The following is a 19,234-nucleotide window of genomic DNA, read 5'->3' on the forward strand; positions in this document are numbered from 1 at the left end:
CAGACACGAGACGACGACGATGCGGTCATCGGACCGCGCGCGGGCGAGCGTCGCACCGTACGGGGCGCCGAACGCGCGCATGCGGCGCGGCACTCATGGTGCGTCGGCAGCCTCCGCTGTCAGTGGTGGAAGCCGACGCGCTCGGAGTCGTGCGGGTGTCCCTGCTCCAGGCGCGTGATGGCCCGGCGCATGTCCTCGGCGAGGAGTTCGATCTCGTCACGGTCGACGCCGTGCCGCACGAGCACCCGCTGGATGACGGTCTCCTGGCGGTCGGGCGGCAGCGGATACGAGGGGACCTGCCAGCCGCGCATGCGGAGCAGGTCGGACAGGTCGTACAGGCTCCAGCTCACCGACGCCGGGTCGGTCAGGGTCCAGGAGACGGCCGGAAGCGCTCCGTCGCCGTCGTAGAGCAGGGTGAAGGGGCCCATGTCGGCGACCTGGCGGGCGAGGTGCTGCGCGGTGTCGGCGCATGCCTGGTAGACGCGCCGGTACCCCTCGCGGCCCAGACGCAGGAACATGAAGTACTGGGCGACGACCTGGCCGCCGGGGCGGGAGAAGTTCAGGGCCAGCGTGGGCATGTCGCCGCCGAGGTAGTCGACGTGGAAGACCAGGTCCGCCGGCAGGACCGCCTTGTCACGCCACAGGGCCCAGCCCACGCCGAGGGGGGCCATGCCGTACTTGTGTCCGGAGGCGTTGATCGAGGCGACCCGGGGCAGGCGGAAGTCCCATTCCAGGTCGGGGTGGAGGAAGGGCGCGATGAACCCGCCGGACGCCGCGTCGATGTGCAGGGGGACGTCCAGACCGGTCTCCGCCTGCAGACGGTCGAGCTCGGCCGCGATCTCTGCCACGGGTTCGTAGGTGCAGGTGTAGGTCACCCCGAGGATCGCCACGACGCCGATGGTGTTCTCGTCGACGTACTCGCGCAGCTGGTGGGCCTGCAGGCCGGTCGCACCCGGCTCCACCGGCACCTGGCGCAGCTCCACGTCGAAGTAGCGGGCGAACTTCTCCCAGCACACCTGCACCGGCCCGCACACCAGGTTCGGCCGGTCGGTGGACTGCCCGGCGGCCCGCCGGCGGTCACGCCAACGCCACTTCAGGGCGAGCCCGCACAGCATGGCGGCCTCGCTGGAGCCGGTGGTGGAGCACCCCACGGCGGGCTCGGTCCCCTCGGAGCCGCCGGGCGCGTGCCACAGGCCGGCGAGGATGTTGACGCACCGGGACTCGATCTCCGCGGTCTGCGGATACTCGTCCTTGTCGACGATGTTCTTGTCGAGACACAGGTCCATCAGGCGCCGGACCTCGTCGTCGGCCCAGGTCGTGCAGAACGTCGCCAGGTTCTGGGCCGCGTTGCCGTCGAGCAGCAGTTCGCTGCGCAACAACTGGAACACGACCTGAGGCGGCGCCGGCTCGTCCGGCATCGCCCGCTTCGGCAGAACCTCCTCACTGATGGGCGATGTGAAGATATCGGCAGCCGGGTCAAAGGCTGTCTCCCTGGCATTGTGCAGAGCCACCGGCGCACCCTCTCACGTCATCCTGCGTCTTTCTTCGGAGGCTATGAGGCCCAAGGCGCACTCGACACTGGGAGTAGTCCGACCAGGGGGTCCTGGCGGGCACGAGGCGAGTCGAGGAACGCATGCCCGGCGGCGGCTGGTGCGGCCGGTCGGCGGTCCGGACGCCGTGACACACTGGCGGTTCAGGCAGCGGTGAACGGGGGTGATCCGGTTGGGACTGGAGATCGAGAGCAGGCCGTCGGAGCTGCCGTACATCGAGCGGGTGTGGCGCAGTCGCAGTGACGACGTGGGCCGGATGACGTCGATCGCCACATCGCACTGGGAACTCGTCTTCTGGGAGCACCGCGGTCAGGTCCAGGCGGCTGTCATGGGCCCCGAGCCGGCAGCATCCCTGGCTCCCGTCCCCGAGAACGCCTCGTTCTTCGGCATCAGCTTCGCCCTCGGCACTTCAATGCCGCACATCCCGATCAGCCGGCTCGTGGGCAGCAGCGCGGAGATACCCGACGTCACGCGGCGCTCCGTCTGGCTGAAGGGCTCCACCTGGCATCCGCCCGATTACGACAACGCGGAGGCGTTCGTACGGCGCCTGGTGCGTGAGGGCATCGTGGACCGCGATCCGATCGTGCCCGCCGTGCTCGCCGGCGCCGACCTCGATGTCTCCGAACGCACTCTCCAACGCCGCTTGGTCGCCGCGACGGGCCTCACCCGAGGCGCCATCCGGCAGATCCGTCGCGCCCGTGAGGCGGCGGTCCTGATCCAGGAGGGTGCGTCGGGACAGGACGTGGTGCACCGGCTGGGCTACTTCGACCAGCCGCATCTGGCACGGTCCCTGACCCGGTACATCGGCCGGACCGCTACTCGGCTGAGCTCTCCGGACGAGGCGGAGCCCCTGTCGCTTCTGTACAAGACCTCGACTTCGATGCCCGCGTAGGTTTCCTGGTGCAGCCGACGGCTTCGACTCATCACGGAGGAATCATGCGCAAGGTCGTTTCGGGTCTCTTCATCTCGCTCGACGGCGTCGTCCAGTCGCCGAACGAGTGGCAGTTCGCTTTCGACGAGGAGATGGGCGCGGCGCTGGGCAGGACGCTGGAGACGGCCGACACGATCCTGCTGGGCCGGGTGACGTTCACCGAGTGGGCCGGGTACTGGCCGACGGTCACCAGTGGCGAGGACGCCGGTTTCGCCAAGTGGATCAACGATTCGCCCAAGTACGTCGTCTCCTCCACGCTCGACAGCGTGAAGGACTGGGCGAACAGCACGCTCGTCAAGGGCGACCTGAATGCCGCGATCGAGGAGCTCAAGGCCGGCGAAGGCAAGGACATCACCGTCGCGGGCAGCCCGACGCTGGTGCGGTCGCTGCTGGAGCAGGACCTGCTGGACGAACTCGTACTGCTGATCCACCCGGTCGTGGCCGGTGAGGGCCGCAAGAAGCTGTTCGCCGACGATGCCGCCCTGAAGAAGTTGGAGCTGGTGAGCGCCCAGCCGACCAGCAGCGGAGTGATCATCGCGACCTACCGTCCGGCACGCTGAGCGCTGCTTGGCTTGGGTGCTTGATGAGCCGTCTTCTCCATGATGGCAGGCGCAGGTGAGGCCCCGGCTGGACGGGGGAGACCAGCCGGGGCCGTGCGGAGGGCGGTCGCCTCTCGGCGGGCTGCCGCATGGGGCTTCAGCCGAACGATCGTCCCCACCCACCCAAACCCTGCGCTCCGCCCGGCGCAGCAGTGGCCGGCCGAACGGGCGCCCTACGGCTCCTCCTTGGGACCGGCGTGCGGGGTGACGCGTTGTCAGGAGGGGTGGAGTTCGACGACGACGCGGTAGCTCGCCGGTTCCGAGGTGATGTGCAGATCGGGGTCGTTGAACATGCGCTGCAGCGAGGCGTGCCACTCGGGATTGTCGGTGGCTTTGTCGAGGGCGGTTCCCGACGTCCACTCCGCGATGTGGACGAAGCGGGTCTCCGGGCCTTCGCCGAGGGGACGGTGCAGGCGGGAGCGGAGGAAGCCGGGCTGGGCCGCCATGATTCGGGCGTTCTCCTGGTAAACGATGGTGAAGCGGTCGGCTTCGTCAGTCGGCACGGTGTAGCTTTTGATGACAGTCACAGGCTCGTCGGTGCTGGTCTTCGACGCGAGGGAATGGCTCATGCTCCTACTGACCGACGACCCTCCGCGCGTGTGACGGGTCGGCGGGTGCCGATGTACGCCCTCGGGTCGACCCGGTCTGTGCGTCGTTCTGCGGCGTTCAGCGAGGCCATGCTGAAGGATCCCACCGGATTGTCCCGGGAAGGCGAGGCGAGGGCTCTCATACGGTATGCCCGACGGCACTTCGCCGCCTGAGAGCCCTCTTGGAACTACTCAACTACCCTGACGCGTTGCTCAGTTGCCGTCGTTCTCCCAGTGGTGGACGGCCTTGGTCGCGGTGACGTCGTCCGCGTAGACGAGGGCGACACGGTGGTTGTACTGGATTGTGTACATCTTCTTGCCTCCGATGACCACCGCCCCGCTGGAAGGGAAGTAGTCGTCGGTGACGGCCGCTTCCCGCGTGGCCACGTATGCCTGTCCGGTCGGCATGGCGTACATGCTCAGCGGTGCCTGTGTGGAGGCGCCCAGGCCGGCCGGGTACTCGGCCTTGTCGGGGTAGCTGGAGCCGTAGAGGGACACCGGAGTGGTGCCCGCGGGCTTGACGATCTTCACTCCGTAGCTGGTACGGGTGTTGACGCCGCCAGGGTTGTGGAACCACACCTTCGCACCGCTGAACCAGATCGCGGTCCAGTCGTGCTGGACGTCCGCGACGACGAACTGCTGCCCGGCCTGAGCCGTGCTGCCCCAGTCGTTCACCCGGTCGGTGCCGGGCGCGGTGCCGTGGATCGCCTGATCGCCGAAGATCGGGGCCGTCTCGCTCGGGGCCGTGTGCAGATAGACGAAGTTGGTCGGCTGCTGCTGCTCGACGCAAGTGGTCGTCTGGCCGGTCGGGTCGTCGGAGGGGCAGATCTGGAGGGTCTGCACGTTGTCCGCGAACAACGGCTTGATCGACACGACGGAACCGGGCTGCGGCACCTCGGACACGCCGCTGACGGGGGCGCCGAGCAGGCTCATGAAGTGATTCCAGTCCCAGGCGTGACCCGGGTCCCAGTGCATACCGGAGACGAGGGCGGAGTTGGGCCCGGCAACGTTGTCATGACCGACGATGTGCTGCCGGTCCAGCGGGATGTCGAAGCGTTCGGCCAGGTACGTCACCAAGTCCGCCGTTGCCTGGTACTGCGCCTCCGTGTACCAGGCTGCGCCGTGCACGGCGTACCCCTCGTGCTCGATGCCGATCGAGTGCAAATTGGTCGAGTAGTTGCCCGCGTGGAAGGCGATGTCCTTGGTGGGCACCATCTGGGTGACCGCGCCGGAAGAGGACATCACGTAGTGGGTCGCGGCGGGGTTCGTGGGGTTGGCCAGGCCCACCACGCCGGCGTCGTAGGTGGACTCCAGGTCGTGGATGACGATCGTGTCGATGTGGATGCCGTTGGCCGGCCGGTCGGCGACCTGCCGGCCGACCGGTGACCCGGCCACGAAGGTGCAGTCGACGGTCGTGGGGCATTCGGTGGCGGCCGCTGTCGACGAGGTCTTCAGGCGCAGGGAGTTGATCTGCTCTCGGGCGGGATCGACGGAAGGTCCGGCGGACAGACGTACGCGCTGGCCGTCCTGGGTCGTCGCCGAGGCGCCGTTGCGGATCGTGCGGAAGACACGGTCGGCGAAGGAGACAGCCGCCTGCTTCTGCTGGGCCTGGCTGTACCGGGCCACGGCCCCGTACCACTGAGAGGGGTCCGCGGGGGTCGCCCCGGCCAACTCCTTTTCGTACGAGGCGAGCAGGGCGGCACCTCCGCGGATGTTCGCGGTGTCGTCCTCGCGCAGGGATGTGACGGAGAGTCCGGTCAGCTCGGCCGCCTGGCGCAGGGTGTGCAGGGCGGGGAGCGCGGCTAGGGAGTCGAGGTCGGCGCGGCCCGCCGCGCCCGCGGCACCGCCCGCCAGCATGGTGGGGGTGACGTCCGTGAGGTTCATCGGCCCGTAACCGCCGTCGGTGCTCGGCAGGGCACTGTGGCCCTCCCAGGCCGACTCCTGGTAGGAGAGGGCGAGCAGCACGCTCGTCGGGATGCTGAACTCCTCGGCAGCGGCCAGCAGCGCCTGTTGGCGAGAGTCCGCGGTGGCGCTTGGGTCGTCCGCGAGTGCGTGGCCGGGCAGGGTGAGCAGGGAGCCCGCGATCAGCGCGCTGACGGCGATGCCGACGGGCACGCCAACGGCCCGCTTTCTTCTGTGCAAGGTGATGCTCCTCAGAGGAAGAAACATGGGCATCAAGGTGCGCCGGCGGCACGGCCGCTCGCAGGGGGAAGGTCTGGGCGACAACTCGATGCGCGGATGACTATAGGACCATGTTTGTTGCAGTGGCCACGGAAAGAGTAACTGTTTCCATCACACGTATGTTGTGGATGAGCTGTGCGGAACGGGCATAACAGCCCTCTTGGAACGGCGAGTTGCCGGAAGGATCAAGTGGGGAGGGGCCGCCGCGAAGGTGAAGGGGCCAGGCGTGATCCTAGGTATCCGGGGAGGAGTGCGCCCGGGGGCGGGGGCGCTGGATTCAGAGGCGATGCGGATTGCTATACACTGTTCACAGCGTATCCGAAACCGTGTGACATGTTGATTCGCCAGTATGGGGGCGCTCACCCACCCGCGGACCGTCCGTCAGCGGGTGCGTGCCTCGGGCGCCTGTGCGATCCCCCGAGAGGAGGTGCCCGAGGCATCGTTGTGACTTTCCGTGCATGGAGCGGAGAGGGCTCCGGTCAGGACTTCTGGGCGCTGTAGAGGCCGCGTCCGGCCCGGCGTACGCGGGAGGTGCCCACCAGACGGTCCAGCGTGCTGCGCACCGCATTGATGCTCCCGGAGTCGGTGTCGCGGCCGAGTGCCGCGGCCACGTCGCGCGCGCGGACCTCCGCGTCACCGACGCCCGCGAAGTACTCCAGGATCTGTTCGGTGAGTACGCCGTAGCTGCGCGGTTCGTCGGCCTCCGGACGCGAGGAGGCCGCCGGCTTTTCCTTCACCGTGGGCTCCGCCTGTCGCCGCGCGGACTGCTTTCGCGCCGTGCGGGCGGCGGGCGCGACGACCGTCGTGTCGGCCTCCGCCTGTTCGCGCTGCTCGGCTGCTCGGCGGCCGGATGGCTCGGCCATGAGGACCGTCAGGGCGCTCAGGGCGCGCTGGACGGAGTCGAGGTGGGCGGCCACGGCGGCCAGTTCCCTCTCCAGTGCCTGCTTCTGAATCTCCAGGCGGGCGAGGTCCTCCTGGAGGCTCTCCGCAGTGACCTCAATCTCATGCGCTGCGCGAGGTGCCGAGACCATGTCTTCCTCTCATCCTCACCCCTGCGTGCCGCGCCTCGCTGGTGTCAGCTGCGGTGCCGCTCGGCTCGGACCGGGGATGTGTGTGGCTGCATCGTATGTCACAGCGTACGAGGTTTGGGACCGGAAGATGCAAGGTGGTGATGCGAGGTACCGTCGAGTCAGGTGGCTGTCACTGTTGTTTCACCCTTTCGTGAGCGGCACCTCAGCGGTGCCGACGTCGTCGAGAGCTTTTTGAAGGATGTCTCATTTCTCCTGCGTGGCCGCCCGGTTCCAGTGGCGGAGCTTGTCAGGGTTGAGGACCGCCCAGATCTGCACGACGCGGTCGCCCGCGACGTCCAGGCTGATGACCGCGGCGACCTCGTCGCCGTAGCGCACCACTATTCCGGTGCGGCCGTTGACGGACCGGCAGTGCAGTCTGGTGCGCGGGCGGCCGGCCAGAAGGGTCAGCAGGCTGCGGGTGACGCGCCGTGCGCCGTGGACGGGCCGGGTCAGGGTTCTGACCTTGCCGCCTCCGTCGAAGAACACCGTGGCGTCCGGTGCCAGGAGGCAAATCAGGCGGGCGGGGTCCTCCGCCACGCAGGCCTGTCGGACCGCTCGCACCACACGGTCGTGCTGTTGTGGCGTCGTGGGGTGTGCCCACCTGGTCCCAAGGCTGTGCCGGGCCCGGGCGGCGTGTTCACCGCATTCCTGTTCCGTCTGTCCGACGATGGCGGCGACCGTCTCCGGAGCCATCCCGAACACGTCGTTGAGGACGAACGCGGCCCGCTCGGCCGGTGACAGCGTGTCCAGCGCCTCGAGGAGGGCCTGGCTCACCTCTTCGTCCAGGTCCTGAGAGGGCGCCCCGCCGACCGGGCCCGGATGCGACCGCCCGGTCGGCGCCAAGCGCTCCAGACAGATGCCGCCGACGGTCGTCACCAGCCAGGACGGGGGTTCGGCGATGCGGATCCTGTGGTCGTCGGACAGGCCGTACCAGCGCCGGTAGGCCTCCGTCACGACGTCGTCGGCGTCCTGACTCCGGCCCAGCATCCAGTAGGCCACGTTGAGCAGCCGGCGTCGTTCGTCGAGCAGATCCGCGATCGGCACCGTCTCGTCGTCCTGCACCCGGTCCATCGGGCATCACTCCTTCGCACAGCACCTGACAAAGCGGTGCCACCCCTGATTCCGGCCGATGTCCGCCGCGGCTCGCGAGAACGGGGGCAGTCCGCTTTCGTCCGGCGGGTCGTACCGATGCACAGCTGACCGGACAGGGACAGATCGTGTGACATGGTTCCCCGCCGTATGCAGCGGCGCCCGTGCCCCGGCGGGCCGCGGTCGCCTTGGCGGCGGTCGTCAGGGCAGAAGGCTGTCGAGGGGCGTCTCGGGATCGGACAGGGCCGCGTCCGCCACGGAGGCACCGGACTCGATGAGGGCGCGGACGGAGTCGATGACGTTCCACACGTTCACACTCATGCCTGCCAGGACCCGGTCCCCGGACATCCAGAAGGCGATGAACCGCCGCTCGGCCGGGTTCCCGCGGAAGACGACGCGGTCGTACCCGCCGGGCTCGGCGTACCCCGTGTACTCCATCCCGAGGTCGTACTGGTCGGTGTAGAAGTACGGCAACCGGTTGTACGCCGCCTCCTTGCCGAGCATGGCCAGGGCCGCCGTGCGGGGCTGGTGCAGGGCGTTGGCCCAGTGCTCCACCCGCAGATGCCGGCCGAGCCGGGGATGGTAGGCGTTGGCGACGTCTCCTGCGGCGTGCACGTCCTGGGCCGAGGTGCGCAGACACTCGTCGGTGACGATACCGTTGCGCACCTCCAGTCCCGCCGCCTCGGCGAGCTGGACGTTGGGGGTGATGCCGATGCCCACCACCACGGCGTCGGCGGGCAGTCGGGTTCCGTCGGCGAGCTGGACGCCGTCGGCGCGGGTGCCGTCACCGGTGATGCGCTCGACGGCGGCGTGGGGCCGCAGGACGACCCCGTGATCCCGGTGCAGGTCGGCGAAGACCTCGGCCGTCTCCCGGCCGAGCACCTTCAGCAACGGCAGCTCGGAGTGCTCCAGAACGGTCACCAGCGCCCCGGCCGTCCGTGCCGCCGCGGCGGTCTCCAGGCCGATCCAGCCGCCGCCGACGACCACGATCCGGGCCCCGGGGGCGAAGGCGGCCTTGAGCCGCTCGCTGTCTCCCACGCGGCGCAGGTACAGCACGTTGTCCAGGTCCGCCCCGGGCACCGTCAGCCGACGGGGGGACGATCCGGTCGCCAGCAGCAGCTTGGTGTAGGACATCCGGCGTGCGCCGGCGAGTTCGACGTGGCGGGTCAGTGCGTCGACGGCCGTTACGCGCGTTCCCGTCATCAGCTCGACGTCGTGCTCGCGGTACCAGTTCTCGGAATGCACGAATATCGACTCGCGGTCCTCCTTGCCGAGCAGGTACCCCTTGGACAACGGCGGTCGGATGTAGGGGCGCTCCACTTCGTCCCCGATGAGGACGAGCGGGCCGTCGTAGCCCTGTTGCCGGAGTTCCTCGGCGGCCTTGCCCGCGGCGAGGCCGCCCCCGACGATCACGAACCCGTTTTCTCGCGACATGATGTTCCCGTCTCGCTCGCGCGCACCGGACACTGGTGTGCCCTCGTGCGGAGAGACCGTCAGAAGCCGCAGGTTGTGACACCGGCCCGCGCCGCGCGGCGGCAGGGAGCAGGCCTGCGAGGGCAGAGGGGAGCAGCGCGACGAGCGGCGCGGACGACGTCCGTGTTCCACCACCGTGGCCGAGGCGGTCCGCAGATCCGCACCCCTCGTCGCGGCCGGCGGGGGGCTAGCGTCCGGCGCCCTGCTCCCAGTGTTCCTCGAGGGCGGCGGCCACCTCCGCGGGCCGCTCCAGTACCGTCCAGTGGTTGCAGTCGAGATGGAGGACGCGGGCGGCGCGCAGGGCGGCGCCGAGTTCGTCGCCGAACTCGATCTGGCAGGCCGGGTCGCGCTCGCCCCAGAACACCAGCGAGGGTGCGGTGACGTTCGACAGGGCCGGTTCCCACTCCGTCCCCATGGTCACGGCGGACCGGTACAGCCGCAGGATGCTGTCCTTCATCGTGCCGTCGACGTTCCGGATCATCTCCTCCACCGGTTCGGCGGGCGCGTCGAAGCCGTTCACCAGGTCATTCGCGAAGGACTCGGGGTCCAGTTCGGCCATGAACCGCTCGCCTGCGGCAGGGTCCTGCCAGATCTCGGCCAGTGGGTGCCAGACGTAGCGGGAACTGATGGGTCCGTTGCCACCTGCCCAGGTGCGCACCAGGTCGGGACGGAGGGAGGCGACGCGGGCGGTGAGGATGCAGCCCCAGTCGTGACCTACCAGGTCCACGGGCTCACCGACGCGCTCGAGTCGTTCGACGAGCCAGTCGACGTACTCCTCCTTGCTGGAGCCGAAGCCGGTCGGGCGGGGGGTGCCGAATCCGGGCAGGTCCCAGGCCTCGACGTCGGAACGGGTCAGGTGTCGGCGTACACCGTTCCACACGTGGTGGGTGTCGGGAACGCCGTGGATGAGGATGGCGGGCATGGTCGGTACATCCCTCGTGATAGGGGCCGCGGCCGGGATCCGGGGAAGCTCTGCGGCCGCGGCGGGCCGGGACGACGAGCATCATGTGCTGCGCCGGATGCACCCAACATAGTGGCACACCATGTCACGCATGTGTGCCGCTCAGTCCGGCGGGAGGGGGCAGGGGGAGAGGGCGGCACGAGTACGGCGGGCGCATGGTGCTGTCGGCCGACGCCGACCGCCCCCGGACCCGTTTCGACTCCCGGGTGCCGGACGTGACCGTTGTCCGGAGCGAGACGTGGCCGGCGTCCCGGGACGACATCGTTGCTGAGCCGGCCCGGCACGGATTCACCCCGGTGCGCGAAGCGGGCGATCCCGCGGTGCCGACCGTACGACCCGCGTAACGGCAACCCGTTGCCCCGCGACACGCGGTGACACACAGGGCGCCGTTCCGGCGGCGATCCCGGTGTCACACGCGCGGGCCCTCACCTGTCTGTCCTTCTGCGGACCTTGCCCGGCCCTGCTCGGCCGCGGTCCGCTCCACCATCGGCAGGCACACGGCGACGGCTCGCAGCGACTGATCGTCGTGACCAGCGACCGCAAGGACCCACATATGTCGACCGTCCCGTACACAGCGCTGACAGGTGTCTACACCATCGACCCGGCACACAGCACCATCGGCTTCTCCGTCCGGCACGCCATGATCGCGAACGTGCGTGGGCGCTTCGGCGCGTTCGAGGGACTGGTCAAGCTGGACGGTTACCAACCCAGCCGCTCCGAGGCCTACTTGAGCGTCCAGACCGGCAGTATCGACACCAGCAGCCCTGACCGGGACGCCCATCTCGCGGGGCCGGACTTCCTCGACGCCGCCACCTATCCGCTGATCCTCTTCCGCTCCGCCGGCCTCGCCGACCGCGGAGACGGCCAGTTCCGTCTGATGGGCCATCTCAGGATCAAGGACGTCGAACTCCCTCTCCACATCCACCTCGCCTTCGGCGGAGCTACGCAGGACGAGAGCGGAGACCACCGTGTCGGCTTCTCCGGCACCGCCCTGGTGCGCCGCTCCGACTGGGGGCTCGGCTGGAACACGTCCGACGAAACCGGCGGCGTCCTCATCAGCGACAAGGTCAGGCTCAGCTTCGACATATCCGCCGTCCGCCTCTCCCGCTCGTATGCAGCATGACCCGCCCCGCGCCACAACACCGACCGCCCCCCGCGGTCACCGCCGGCACCGATGCCGGTGACCACAGACCGGTCCGCAGCCGCGGCCGAACCGTACGCACGAAACCCAGGTGAGACCCCCCATGAATCATCAAGACCCCACCGTCCAGGACCGGTTCCGCTCGATCACGACGATGGAGGACCTGCGCGCGCACCTGCAGTGGGCCATCGAGCTGGAGCACGCCACGCTGCCGCCTTACCTCACAGCCCTCTACTCACTCGACCCTGAACGGAACGCCCACGCCGTCGAAGTGGTCAGCAGCGTGTTCGTCGAGGAGATGATCCATCTCGCGCTGGTGGCGAACCTCCTGAACGCGGTCGGAGGGCAACCTCGCGTCGACACTCCGCGGATACTGTCGCCGCACCCGCGGCCCATGCCGCACGCCGACCCCTCCATGCAGCTGTCCCTGCTGCCGTTCGGTCAGGAGGCGGTCAGCATGTTCCTCCGCCTCGAACAACCCGCCCACCCGGGTGACCCGGCCGAGGGCGACGCCTACATGACGATCGGCCAGTTCTACGACGCGATCGAGAAGGGGCTGCGACACCTGTGCACCGAGCTCGGCGAGGAACAGGTGTTCACCGGTGATCCCGCCCGCCAAGTGGCCGCAGGCCCCTTCGGGCACACCGGCGGCCGGCTGAACCCGGTCACCGATCTCGCCTCGGCGCTCTCCGCCCTGGAGGAGATCGTGGAGCAGGGCGAGGGCGCGGCACGCGTCGACGTGTGGGACGGGGACGTGGACATGTTCCACCCGCAGACCAAGGCGGTCTCGCACTACTACCGCTTCCAGGAGCTCGCACTGGGCCGGCGCTACCAGCCGGGGGACACACCGGAGACAGGGCCCACCGGCGAGAAGCTCACCGTCGATCCCGCCGGGGTGCGCCCGATGCGGCCCAACCCGCGGCTGGAGGACCATCCGGAGGGCAGTGCGATCCGCACGGCGCAGGAGGCGTTCAACATCGCGTACGGCAAGCTGCTGCAGCTCCTGGAGCAGGCGTTCGACGGCAATCCCGCGATGCTCGGGGTGTCGGTGGGCGCGATGTACGCGCTCAAGGGGCAGGCACAGAGCCTGATGTCGATGCCCGACGGCGAGGGCCTGACCGCGGGCCCAACCTTCGACTACGTCGCTCCGGAAGATCGCGGCTGACCCCCGCACACATGGTGGCCCCCTGGACAGCCGGTCCAGGGGGCCACGACGTTGGTGCGGGTCAGGGGGCGGAGCCTCCACGCCCCCTGACCCGCGGCACCGGTGGGTCAGCGCATGGTCCGAGCGGCGATCTGGACCTGCACCGGGATGTTGTGGTCCTGGATGGCGACCACGGCCCAGGACGGAATGTTCTTACAGCCGGGCTCGGAGGCGTCGTCTGTCAGCGCAGGATTGGTGATCGTCGAACCGAGCGAGTTCCACCAGCGGTTCGCCGTTGACGTCCCCCGCAACACCACGGACCTGATCGTCAGGTCCGCATCGTCGGAGCCGTCCGGCAGGATGACCGGAACGGAGCGCAGAGCGTCGCTGAGGGTGCTTGATCGGGGCGGCCTCGGCGATGGTGAAGACGACCCCGGCAACCAGGCAGAAACAGCCACCCGTCTTTTCGATTGGGGCGCTCATGTCATTGCCACCATCAACACAACACCGGGTGCGTCTCGCGGCCGGGTCTGCGCAACGATGTGTCCGGTTCAGGACGCCTTCGCATCGATGAGCTCGGCGTCCATGCGTGCCGAGCGTCGTCGCGTCGCGCGGCGCTCGCTCTCCGTCGTACCGCCCCAGATGCCCTCGACCTGTCCGACGTCCAGCGCCCACTGCAGACACTGCTCCCGTACGGGGCACCCGGCGCACACGGCCTTCGCCTCGTCGATCTGAACCAGCGTCAAACCTGCGGTGCCGACGGGGAAGAACAGGTCGGGGTCGACATGCCGGCAGTCCGCTCTCTCGCGCCAGCTCATGGCAGCGCCTCCTGTCGTCGTCGCGAATGCCTCTCATGCATCTGACCGTCCAAAGGGGGGTCCTGTGACATTCCATGGCGGAGAGCAACGGTGTGAAATTCAGTGTGACAACAGACACAATGTCTTGAGTGGGGCTCCGGACCGCCGCACCATCTGGGAGTTGTGAACGCAACTCAGGGCCCCAGGCCCCTTTCCAGCCCAGCCGTCGATCCCGGGGACCCCCTCTCCCCGGGCACCCACACCCTCGTCGTCCAGCACGGCACGGACGCCGTCGACCAGCGCTACCACGTCGCCGGAACCGGCCCGGTGTGCGTCGCCCACTCCGGAGGGCCGGGCATCGACTGGGAGTACCTGCGCATGCCCGACCTGGAACGCAGCATGACCGTCGTCTACCTCGAGCCGGTCGGCACGGGCGAGTCCGGCCGGCTGGCCGATCCACGCGACTACACCCTCGCCACCTACACCCACTTCCTGCACGCGGTGATCGAGCACCTGGGCCTCGCCGAGGTGGCCCTGCTGGGTCATTCCCACGGCGGCTTCGTCGCGCAGCGCTACGCCCTCGACCACCCCGAGCGCCTGGCGTACCTCGTCCTGTACGACACCTCACCGATGACGGGAGAGGAGTTCTGGGCGGCAGCCGTGGCCAACATGGAGAGCTTCGTCCAGCAGCACGCCGACGAGCGGCCGGAAGTGGCAAGCTACGTAGCGGGTCTCACCATGCGACTCGACCGGTCCGACGACGAGGGTGCGACGAAGGTGCTGCGCCTCATCTCGCCCGCCTACTTCCACGACTACTGGGGTCGCGAGGAGGAGTTCGCCGTGGGGCGGGCATCGCTGCGGATGTTCGCGGCACCGGCCTGGGGGGTGGAGCCGCCGTTCGACGTCCGCGAGGAACTGCCCCGGCTCACTGTCCCGACCCTGGTCCTGGTCGGCGGGGACGACTTCATCTGCGGGCCTCGCTGGGCGCACATGATGCACCAGCTCCTTCCCGACGCCCGGCTGGTGATCCTGGAGGAGACCGGCCATCTCGGGCACATCGAGCGCCCCGAGAGGTTCACAGCGGCCGTGCGCGACTTCCTCAGCGGATGACCGTGCGGGCGTCGCTCTCGTCGATGAGGAAATGCCACAGGAGGGGATCCGCGTCCTGGGAGCCGAGATCGCGGACCGCGTCCAGGACGACCTTTTCGTAACGGGACGCGGTTCGGCTCAGCGCGGCGTGCCCCGCCGGGGTCAGCAGCACCTGCACGCCGCGCCGGTCGTGGTCGACAGTGCTCGAGATGATCAGGTCCTGTCGGCGCAGGCGTGTCATCAGCCTGCTCGTGGCGGATTGACTCAGGCCGAGCCCGTTGGCCACATCTCCGAGCCGCACGGGTTCGGCGCCGGCGTTCGCGGAGGAGCTCCTGCCCACATAGCGCAGGGCCTGAACTTCGCTCAACCCGAACCCGGTCTCCTCGCGCAGCCGACGCTCCACCGTCCCCTGGACCCGACGGTGGAGGCGGTCGAGGGCGTCCCACCGGTCGGTCGCGCAGGACTGTGCGCGGTCGCCGGCAGGTCCGGTACGTACCTCGCGCACCACGTCCCCGTGCGACGTGCCGGTCATGCGGCTGCCCGGTAGGAAGGCGCGCCGTCGCGTGCGGCCGTCCCCTCGCCGGAGTACGGCGCGTCCTGGCCGGTCAGCTCGTGCTCCAGGCGGTCGAGGTCTCCTGTGCGGGCGGCGGCGAAGATCGCCTGAACGAGCCGTCGATGAGTGGCCGCGTCCACGTGCTGTCGGTGCCGCCGGTTGTTCAGTCTGTCCTGTGCGCGGGAGACCTGCTGCCGCGCGTTCGCCACGGACAGGCGGAGCAGGTCGCCGATCTGGTCGTAGGAATAGCCGAACGCCTCGCGCAGCACGTAGGCCGCGCGCTGGTTGGGGGTCAGGGTCTGCAGAAGCAGCAGAACGGCATGCTCCACCGAGTCCTGGCGTTCGACAAGGGCCTCCGGTGTCATCCCGGTGTCCGTGGGCTCCGGCAGCCAGGGGGTGGCACTGGACTCGCGGCGTCTGCGGGCCGACTGCAGCACGTTGATGGCGAGCCGGACGGTCGTCGTGCGGAGCAGCGCACCGGGGTCGGCGACGACGGTGCGGTCGGTGCCCTGCCAGCGCAGCCATGCCTCCTGGATGACGTCCTCGGCTTCGCCGGGATCTCGGAGGATCCGGTTGGCGATCTTGAGCAGTCCTGGCCGGACGCGGCCGAACACGAAGGCCGCGTCGTTGAGTTCGACGGGCGCTGCAGTGATGGTCACCATCACCGACTGCGGACTCTGCCGGGTTGCGATCACAGATGTGTCCACGATCGGCTCCTCTGTTGGCTGGGGATGGGCGGCTTCCCTCGCCGCCGACACCAACTTCGCGCCCACAGGGGCACTGCCGCGCCCCTGATAGACCGTGGGGCACCCCGTGGTCGTACCGTGGCCGTCACGTGGCCGGGGCCTCCCACCCCCTGGTCCGCAGGCCCCCGGGGCCGGTAACCCCGTGGCCTCGCGTGCCCCTGGGGCCCACCACTCCCCGGCCCCGGATGACCCGGGGCCTGCCACCCCCTGGCCCCGCGCGCCCGTGGGGCCGCCCCCGGCCCCGACGACTCGGGACCCTGCGGTCCGGTCGAGCCCGGTCCCGTCGAAGTCCGGTCCTGGCCCCCTGACAGCCCGGAGCCACGGGCCCTGTTCAGAGGAGTTCCGTGGGGGGCTCACCGTGTGGCGGGGAGGCCGCCTCTGCGGGCTGCGCGGCCCCCGGGAGGTCAGGCGGGGGTCGCCGCCCCGCCCGGCAGTACGGCGCCCAGCTGTTTGCGGGACCGGATCCCTAGCTTCGTGAACACCTTCCGCAAGTGCCACTCGATGGTGTGCGGGCTGAGGAACAGCTGTGCGCCGATCTCAAGGTTGGTCAGCCCTTCGCCGGCCAGCCGGGCGATCTGGGCCTCCTGAGGCGTGAGCGACTGTTCGGTGCCGGTGTCGCGCCTGCGCACGGTCTCCCCGGCGGCCTCCAGCGCCCGCCGGGCTCGCTCGGCGAAGGCCTCCGCGCCGGCCCGGTCGAGGATCTCGTGGGCGAGGGCCAGCTGGTCCCGGGCCTCGGCGCGGCGGTTCTCGCGGCTCAGCCACTCGCCGTACAGCAGCCGGGTGCGTGCGAGCGCAGTTCGCACCGGGGTGCTCTCCAGACGGGCGATGGCCTCCCGGTACAGGGCGTCGGCTGTGTCCCCCTCACTGATCAGGGCACGCCCCGCCGCGGAGGTGCCCGTCGCCCAGGCCGTGCCACTGGCCTGGCAGATGGTCTCGAGGCGACCGGCGGCCTCGACGGCGAGGTCCCGCTGCCCGCTGCGGGCCGCCGCCTCCACCAGCTCGACCAGGGAGGAGAGGGCGAGCCCCAGCTCCTGCGGGTACTCGCAGCCCTTGGCGGCGGCGGCGCAGGCCTCCTCGTACCGCCCGAGGCCGTTGTACAGCACGGCCAGCGCCCACTGGGGGGCCGTGAGCGCCTTTCCCTCGCCGCTGAGGCTCCGGTCGCCGGTGATCGTCGCGATCGCCCGCAGGGTCTCGGTCTCACGGCCGCGCCAGGGTTCGATCACCAGCGCCCCGTAGTGGGCGAGGAAGTGGCTGCCGGTGGCCTCGCCGATCGTCACCGCTTCCGCGGCGAGTGAGTCGGCGTCGTCCAGATCCCCGGCGAAGACCCGGTTCGCCAGCCGCAGCAGGAGCGCCGAGGGGAGCACGGACAGTGTTCCCGTCTCCCGTGCCAGACCGACGAGCTTGGCCGACAGGGTGCTCCAGCTGTCGAAGTCCCACACGTTGTGGGCCATGCGGCAGGCGAACGGGAGCCAGCCCAGCGACTGCTCCACGGTGAAGCCGCCGAACCGCAGCGTGTTCAGCGCGCTGCGCAGAACCGGGGCGCCCGCCGCGTAGCCGTCCGTGGTGGCCATGGCCAGGCCGTCGAGGAAGAGGTCGGTGGGTCCGGGGTCAGCCGTCGGGGGCGCGGTGCGTGCGGCCCGGGCGACCTCCTCGAGGCCGGGGCCGCTGGACACGCGGCCCGCGGTGAGGGCCGCGTAGAAAGCGTCCCGGTAGGTCTCCCGGGCGATGCCGGCGTCGAGCGGCTCGAACTCCCGGGCCGCCGTGAGCAGCAGCGGCACGGTGGCACCGGCACTGCGCGATCCGAAGGTGATCTGCCCGCGCAGCAGGCTGGCCTGGGCGTGTTGCAGATCGTCGAGCGCGCCCATCTGGGCGACGTTCAGCAGCTCGAGCGCGGCGTCGAACGCTCCGGCGAGGTACTTGGCCCGGGCGGCTGCCAGCGCTCTGCTGCGGCGGTGGGCGGGATCGGGCGTCAGTTCGGCCGCTCGTTCCAGGAAGGCCGCCGACGCGGCGATACCGCCCCGCGCCTGCGCGCGGTCGGCCGAGCGGGCCAGTTCGTCCGCCACGGCCTCGTCGGGCTCCGCCGTGGCGCGGGCCAGATGCCAGGCGCGGCGTTCGGGGTCGGACCGCGCGTCCGTGGCCTCGGCCAGCGCCCGGTGCGCCTCCCGGCGCTCGGCCGGTCCCGCCGTGCGGTAGACGGCCGAGCGCACCAACGGGTGCCGGAACTGGACCCGGGTGCGCACTTCCAGCAGGTTGGCAGCCACCGCGGGGGAGGCCTCGCTCATGGACACGCCGAGAATGTCGGCGGCGCGGCGCAGCAGTGAGACATCGCCGACGGGCTCGGCCGCCGCGAGCAGCAGCAGCCGCCGTGTCTGCGGAGGCAGTTCCTCGACGCGCAGGCTGAAGTTGTGCTCGAGCCTGCCGACGAGCGGCCCCATCGGCGGTGAGGCGTAGCCGCCCGCGAGTTCGGCCGCGGAGGTGCTGTGGGGCAGTTCCAGCAGGGCCAGCGGATTGCCGCGCGCCTCGGCGAGGATCCTGCTGCGGACCGGTTCGTCGAACCGGCCGGGAAGCACCGAGGTCAGCAGGGCGCGGGCGTCGGGCTCGCTCAGCCCGCCGAGGGTGAGTTCGGGCAGTCCTTGCAGGGCGCGTTCGCCGTCCGCCTCGCGGACGGCGAAGATCAGCCCCAGGCGCTCCGCCATCAGACGTCGGGCGACGAACCCGACGATCTGGGCCGAGACGCGGTCGAGCCACTGCACGTCGTCGACGAGGCAGATCAGCGGCGTCTCCTCAGCGGCATCGGCGAGCAGGCTGAGGACCGCCAGCCCCACGAGGAACCGGTCGGGGGGAGTGCCCGCGCTGAGCCCGAAGGCGGTCTCCAGGGCCGTCCGCTGCGGATCGGGGAGGTGCCCGAGGCGATCCAGGAAGGGCGCGCACAGCTGGTGCAGGCCCCCGAAGGCCAGTTCCATCTCGGCCTCGACTCCCGCCGCGCGCACTACGGTGCAGTCCTCGGTGGTCTCGGCCACGTACTCCAGCAGGGCGGACTTGCCGATACCGGCCTCACCGCGCAGCACGAGGACCGCGCTGTGGCCGTCGCGCACCTTGGCCAGATGCCGGTCCAGCACCGCGCGCTCGCTCTGCCGCCCGTGCAGGAAGCCCGGATTCTTGCCTTTCATGAGCACCCCCGGCTGCGAGCGTATATATCTGGTCTTCGGCCACACAACTCATCTGCGCCGCTGGTCACCCAGTGGGTGAGGCCCAGGCCAGTGGCGTCGTGTCGGCCGTGGTGGAGCTGCGGCGGGGCCGGGCGGCGAGTGTTGCCGGACCGT

Annotated in this window: 17 protein-coding genes; 5 read left to right on the forward strand and 12 right to left on the reverse strand. The window is 70.0% G+C overall.

Annotated features, from left to right (window positions below; genetic code table 11):
- Window positions 1-119 precede the first annotated feature (119 nt).
- Window positions 120-1,511 (reverse strand): glutamate decarboxylase, encoded by a 1,392-nt coding sequence (gene gad, locus M8J74_RS12970; RefSeq protein WP_249836525.1) that lies wholly within the window; start codon window positions 1,509-1,511, stop codon window positions 120-122.
- 211 nt (window positions 1,512-1,722) lie between these two features.
- Between gad and M8J74_RS12975 the strand changes: the two genes are divergently transcribed.
- On the forward strand, window positions 1,723-2,442 hold the full coding sequence (locus tag M8J74_RS12975) for a helix-turn-helix transcriptional regulator (RefSeq protein WP_283948104.1): 720 nt from the start codon (window positions 1,723-1,725) through the stop codon (window positions 2,440-2,442).
- Between the two features lie 44 nt (window positions 2,443-2,486).
- Entirely contained in the window at window positions 2,487-3,041 is a 555-nt protein-coding gene (locus M8J74_RS12980) for a dihydrofolate reductase family protein (protein WP_249836527.1), read from the forward strand.
- Between the two features lie 254 nt (window positions 3,042-3,295).
- Here the strand turns inward: M8J74_RS12980 and M8J74_RS12985 are convergent, their stop codons facing one another.
- The 6 genes from M8J74_RS12985 to M8J74_RS13010 all read right to left on the reverse strand — a co-directional run bounded on the left by M8J74_RS12985 (window position 3,296) and on the right by M8J74_RS13010 (window position 10,402).
- A complete protein-coding gene (locus M8J74_RS12985; RefSeq protein WP_283948105.1) occupies window positions 3,296-3,649 on the reverse strand; it encodes an antibiotic biosynthesis monooxygenase family protein in 354 nt (117 codons plus the stop codon).
- 231 nt (window positions 3,650-3,880) lie between these two features.
- Window positions 3,881-5,836: an N-acetylmuramoyl-L-alanine amidase gene (locus M8J74_RS12990; protein ID WP_372500164.1), complete on the reverse strand. Its 1,956-nt coding sequence runs from the start codon at window positions 5,834-5,836 to the stop codon at window positions 3,881-3,883.
- A gap of 491 nt (window positions 5,837-6,327) precedes the next feature.
- The gene (locus tag M8J74_RS12995) at window positions 6,328-6,879 is read right to left on the reverse strand and encodes a hypothetical protein (RefSeq protein WP_249836530.1); all 552 of its coding nucleotides are present in this window, start codon (window positions 6,877-6,879) and stop codon (window positions 6,328-6,330) included.
- A 243-nt stretch (window positions 6,880-7,122) separates the two neighbouring features.
- Window positions 7,123-7,989, reverse strand: a complete 867-nt coding sequence (locus M8J74_RS13000; RefSeq protein WP_249836531.1) for a sigma factor — start codon at window positions 7,987-7,989, stop codon at window positions 7,123-7,125.
- Between the two features lie 219 nt (window positions 7,990-8,208).
- Window positions 8,209-9,441, reverse strand: a complete 1,233-nt coding sequence (locus M8J74_RS13005; protein WP_249836532.1) for an NAD(P)/FAD-dependent oxidoreductase — start codon at window positions 9,439-9,441, stop codon at window positions 8,209-8,211.
- Between the two features lie 226 nt (window positions 9,442-9,667).
- Window positions 9,668-10,402, reverse strand: a complete 735-nt coding sequence (locus tag M8J74_RS13010; protein WP_249836533.1) for an alpha/beta fold hydrolase — start codon at window positions 10,400-10,402, stop codon at window positions 9,668-9,670.
- Between the two features lie 592 nt (window positions 10,403-10,994).
- On the opposite strand from M8J74_RS13010, the gene M8J74_RS13015 reads away from it, so the two are divergent.
- A complete protein-coding gene (locus tag M8J74_RS13015) occupies window positions 10,995-11,564 on the forward strand; it encodes a YceI family protein (RefSeq protein ID WP_249836534.1) in 570 nt (189 codons plus the stop codon).
- 121 nt (window positions 11,565-11,685) lie between these two features.
- Window positions 11,686-12,747: a ferritin-like domain-containing protein gene (locus M8J74_RS13020; RefSeq protein WP_249836535.1), complete on the forward strand. Its 1,062-nt coding sequence runs from the start codon at window positions 11,686-11,688 to the stop codon at window positions 12,745-12,747.
- A gap of 107 nt (window positions 12,748-12,854) precedes the next feature.
- On the opposite strand, the gene M8J74_RS13025 is transcribed toward M8J74_RS13020, so the two are convergent.
- Entirely contained in the window at window positions 12,855-13,043 is a 189-nt protein-coding gene (locus tag M8J74_RS13025) for a hypothetical protein (RefSeq protein ID WP_249836536.1), read from the reverse strand.
- A 234-nt stretch (window positions 13,044-13,277) separates the two neighbouring features.
- Complete coding sequence (locus M8J74_RS13030; RefSeq protein ID WP_249836537.1) at window positions 13,278-13,544, reverse strand: WhiB family transcriptional regulator; 267 nt, start codon at window positions 13,542-13,544, stop codon at window positions 13,278-13,280.
- Between the two features lie 162 nt (window positions 13,545-13,706).
- On the opposite strand from M8J74_RS13030, the gene M8J74_RS13035 reads away from it, so the two are divergent.
- Window positions 13,707-14,633 (forward strand): alpha/beta fold hydrolase, encoded by a 927-nt coding sequence (locus M8J74_RS13035; RefSeq protein ID WP_249836538.1) that lies wholly within the window; start codon window positions 13,707-13,709, stop codon window positions 14,631-14,633.
- Here M8J74_RS13035 and M8J74_RS13040 read toward each other — a convergent pair.
- From M8J74_RS13040 to M8J74_RS13050, 3 genes are all read right to left on the reverse strand, one after another.
- Window positions 14,623-15,144, reverse strand: coding sequence for a MarR family winged helix-turn-helix transcriptional regulator (locus M8J74_RS13040; protein ID WP_249836539.1), 522 nt, complete (start codon window positions 15,142-15,144; stop codon window positions 14,623-14,625). The two genes, M8J74_RS13035 and M8J74_RS13040, sit on opposite strands and share 11 nt — an antisense overlap.
- A complete protein-coding gene (locus M8J74_RS13045) occupies window positions 15,141-15,872 on the reverse strand; it encodes a sigma-70 family RNA polymerase sigma factor (protein ID WP_249836540.1) in 732 nt (243 codons plus the stop codon). Before M8J74_RS13045 ends, M8J74_RS13040 begins: the two co-directional genes overlap by 4 nt.
- 443 nt (window positions 15,873-16,315) lie before the next feature.
- Window positions 16,316-19,081 carry an ATP-binding protein gene (locus M8J74_RS13050; protein ID WP_249836541.1) on the reverse strand — a complete coding sequence of 922 codons (2,766 nt, stop codon included), beginning with the start codon at window positions 19,079-19,081 and terminating at the stop codon, window positions 16,316-16,318.
- Window positions 19,082-19,234 lie beyond the last annotated feature (153 nt).

Origin of the sequence: Streptomyces panaciradicis (assembly GCF_023516615.1) — a bacterium.
Taxonomy (GTDB): Bacteria; Actinomycetota; Actinomycetes; order Streptomycetales; family Streptomycetaceae; genus Streptomyces; species Streptomyces panaciradicis.

Bases quoted from the DNA above. Each gene is read 5' to 3' on its own strand.
- M8J74_RS12985 (WP_283948105.1), bottom strand. From the start codon at position 3,649: ATGAGCCATTCCCTCGCGTCGAAGACCAGCACCGACGAGCCTGTGACT.
- M8J74_RS13030 (WP_249836537.1), bottom strand. From the start codon at position 13,544: ATGAGCTGGCGCGAGAGAGCGGACTGCCGGCATGTCGACCCCGACCTG.
- M8J74_RS12990 (WP_372500164.1), bottom strand. From the start codon at position 5,836: ATGTTTCTTCCTCTGAGGAGCATCACCTTGCACAGAAGAAAGCGGGCC.
- M8J74_RS13005 (WP_249836532.1), bottom strand. From the start codon at position 9,441: ATGTCGCGAGAAAACGGGTTCGTGATCGTCGGGGGCGGCCTCGCCGCG.
- M8J74_RS12980 (WP_249836527.1), top strand. From the start codon at position 2,487: ATGCGCAAGGTCGTTTCGGGTCTCTTCATCTCGCTCGACGGCGTCGTC.
- M8J74_RS13050 (WP_249836541.1), bottom strand. From the start codon at position 19,081: ATGAAAGGCAAGAATCCGGGCTTCCTGCACGGGCGGCAGAGCGAGCGC.
- M8J74_RS13015 (WP_249836534.1), top strand. From the start codon at position 10,995: ATGTCGACCGTCCCGTACACAGCGCTGACAGGTGTCTACACCATCGAC.
- M8J74_RS13040 (WP_249836539.1), bottom strand. From the start codon at position 15,144: ATGACCGGCACGTCGCACGGGGACGTGGTGCGCGAGGTACGTACCGGA.
- M8J74_RS13010 (WP_249836533.1), bottom strand. From the start codon at position 10,402: ATGCCCGCCATCCTCATCCACGGCGTTCCCGACACCCACCACGTGTGG.
- M8J74_RS13020 (WP_249836535.1), top strand. From the start codon at position 11,686: ATGAATCATCAAGACCCCACCGTCCAGGACCGGTTCCGCTCGATCACG.
- M8J74_RS12995 (WP_249836530.1), bottom strand. From the start codon at position 6,879: ATGGTCTCGGCACCTCGCGCAGCGCATGAGATTGAGGTCACTGCGGAG.
- M8J74_RS13000 (WP_249836531.1), bottom strand. From the start codon at position 7,989: ATGGACCGGGTGCAGGACGACGAGACGGTGCCGATCGCGGATCTGCTC.